Here is a 2,372-nt window from a genome sequence, read left to right on the forward strand (position 1 = left end):
TAAACTTGTGCATTGTCATAAACGCGTGCATTCCCATAAACCCGCGCATCATCATAAACTTTGGCATCACCGTAAACGTGTGCATTGCCAAAAATCCAACAGTCTCTCTTATGGCTTAAGTTGCTCTCTTTTTCTATAAAACCGCCTAGGTCACCTTTTTTGACATATCCAAAGTCTCTCAGTGCACGAATGCGGCGGAGCGTTCTGCGCCCAAACTCAATTGTTTCATCAGTAAGTTCGTATTTTTTTTCCATGGTTTAAGTCGCCCTTATCTTAAAACAGTGTCATTTCCAGATACTTTTGTATTTCCGGTTACTTTGGCATTCTCGCAAACTAGTGCACCACCAAACACACGGGCATTTCCAGAGATTTCTGCGTGACCGCCAATTTTAGCTTTTTCAGAAACATGTGCACCTTGGTGGATTGCGGCATTGCCATAAACCTTAGCCTTTCCAAAAACACGTGCATCATCTGCAATCAATGCGGATTCAAAAACACAAGCATCGTCAAAAATTTCTGCGTTCTTTGAAATTATTGCATTACCGCCAATCTTTGCATCATGGTATATTCGTGCATTACCAGAAACAGAAGCTTTATCGTACACTTTCGCGTTCCCATAAATTTTTGCAAGTACGTGAACACGGGCATTACCGTAAACTTTTGCATGATTGAAAATGTGTGCACCACTCAAAATTTGTGCATCATCGAAAATTGTTGCGTTATCATAAACCAATGCACAATCTTGGATTAGTGCATTGGCATAGACTTCGGCATTCCCAAAAACCTTTGCACTATCTCCAACCCAGCAATTGCCATCATGTGATAAATTACCCTCATGCTCTATAAAACCACCAACGTCACCTTTCTTGACTCTTCCAAAGTCTCTCAGTGCACGAATGCGGTGGAGAGTTTTGCCCCCAACTTCGATTGTTTCATCAGTCAGTTCATATTTCTTTTCCATGATTTTACTCCTTTAAGTTAGATTCTGCCTTTGTCGTTCTTGCAAAAGAACGGCATTGCATTGTGTGGTGAATTTTTTGAAAAGGTGGCGTCTTTTAAAAACGCCTTTAGCTTTTAAAGCACATCACAAGGACGCAAACGGTGTTGTTTTTCGTAAGAACCATACATTGCATCATCATATTCGCGCTGTTTTATATCATCTAAAAAAAAACCGTATGCTGTGCTGTGTAGAATAAAGTCATGCGGTATTTTGCCATCAAAACACTTTTGTTCACGTAGTTTGAGATAAAACTCAGCAATATCTTCAGAGATATCTTCGCAACGATTAGTCGTTGGTTCTACGCGCAAAATTTGGACAGCATTATCGGTTTGGTCGATAAAATTGATAATGTCCTTTTCTTCTAATAAAGGACCAGATTTAGCGAGATTTTGTTCTTCATTTTCGCACATCACTAAGAGAATTTCATCAGAATTTATAAACACTGGTTTATTCACAAATGCCTCCATACTGCCTATTGGCAAAAGTTATTTTCTAAGATATGGAGTGATTAATACGTTTTTCGTAACGATGTGTCAATAGATAAAATACGAAAAACGTATTTTTATTTTTATAAATCTATTCGATTTTGTTTATTATCATTAATGTTAATGAGGTGCTTATGATAGAAAATATAAAAGAAAAACAGCTATCCATCATGCTAAATAAATTAACCGAATGTGAAAAAAAAGCTTTTATGAATTTCTTGCTGCGAGCAGAGATTTTAAAAGATCCTCGACAATCTTCTTTTCAGAATCATTCGCTTGTGAATATAAGTAAAGAAAATCATCAGAGTAAGGTCCAGAAATAGGTGAAGAATCTTTAAAAAACTCCATAATTTTAACTAATTCATCTGCCTTAATATCTCTCATTTCCCTATTTGTATTAAGATTAATCATATTGGATATAGCTGGTCTTCTTATACCAAGATGGGCGGCAAGCTTGGCTTGGCTCCCTCGTCCCATTTTATCAAGCTCTTTTTTTATCCAAATTTTTAGCTCTTTTTGCCTAATCATAATTAAGTTTATTCCTTATTTTTAAAGTCCTTACAATACAAAAAATACAACGATACGTTTTTCGTATTGACTAAATATTTTTGATATCGTATTTTTATCGCTATGATAAAAACATATACGAAAACCGCAAAACTCATAATTGAGTATCTAGGTGGGTATAAAAAAGTTGCTAATATCGTTAATCGCAATGTTATTGTAATTAGAAAATGGGCTTACCCTTTTGAAAAGCGAGAGGGTAAAGGCGGAATTATACCAGCTAAATATCAAATTATGCTTCTGAACTACGCACGTGATCATGGGATAGATTTGCGTCCAGAAGATTTTTTTTATCCCGAGCGCTTGCAGAGATTAATGCAAGA

General features: G+C 36.2%; 4 protein-coding genes and 1 pseudogene. 1 reads left to right on the top strand and 4 read right to left on the bottom strand.

What is annotated here, in order from left to right; genetic code table 11:
• The 4 genes and pseudogenes from ACFIM6_RS09690 to ACFIM6_RS09705 all read right to left on the bottom strand — a co-directional run.
• A pseudogene (locus ACFIM6_RS09690) lies at nucleotides 1-254 on the bottom strand (hypothetical protein); the annotation flags it as partial.
• A gap of 14 nt (nucleotides 255-268) precedes the next feature.
• Complete coding sequence (locus ACFIM6_RS09695) at nucleotides 269-961, bottom strand: hypothetical protein (protein ID WP_375612650.1); 693 nt, start codon at nucleotides 959-961, stop codon at nucleotides 269-271.
• A 113-nt stretch (nucleotides 962-1,074) separates the two neighbouring features.
• On the bottom strand, nucleotides 1,075-1,455 hold the full coding sequence (locus tag ACFIM6_RS09700) for a hypothetical protein (RefSeq protein WP_375610977.1): 381 nt from the start codon (nucleotides 1,453-1,455) through the stop codon (nucleotides 1,075-1,077).
• 237 nt (nucleotides 1,456-1,692) lie between these two features.
• Complete coding sequence (locus tag ACFIM6_RS09705; RefSeq protein WP_375612651.1) at nucleotides 1,693-2,013, bottom strand: helix-turn-helix domain-containing protein; 321 nt, start codon at nucleotides 2,011-2,013, stop codon at nucleotides 1,693-1,695.
• 102 nt (nucleotides 2,014-2,115) lie between these two features.
• Here ACFIM6_RS09705 and ACFIM6_RS09710 point away from each other — a divergent pair.
• Nucleotides 2,116-2,372, top strand: a 257-nt coding sequence (locus ACFIM6_RS09710; protein WP_375612652.1) for a hypothetical protein, incomplete at its 3' end; no start/stop codon positions are given.

It is taken from the genome of Bartonella sp. AA9NXGY (assembly GCF_042196845.1).
Taxonomy (GTDB): domain Bacteria; phylum Pseudomonadota; class Alphaproteobacteria; order Rhizobiales; family Rhizobiaceae; genus Bartonella.

Excerpts from the sequence above, each read along its gene's own strand:
- ACFIM6_RS09695 (WP_375612650.1), bottom strand. The coding sequence starts at position 961 with ATGGAAAAGAAATATGAACTGACTGATGAAACAATCGAAGTTGGGGGC.
- ACFIM6_RS09705 (WP_375612651.1), bottom strand. The coding sequence starts at position 2,013 with ATGATTAGGCAAAAAGAGCTAAAAATTTGGATAAAAAAAGAGCTTGAT.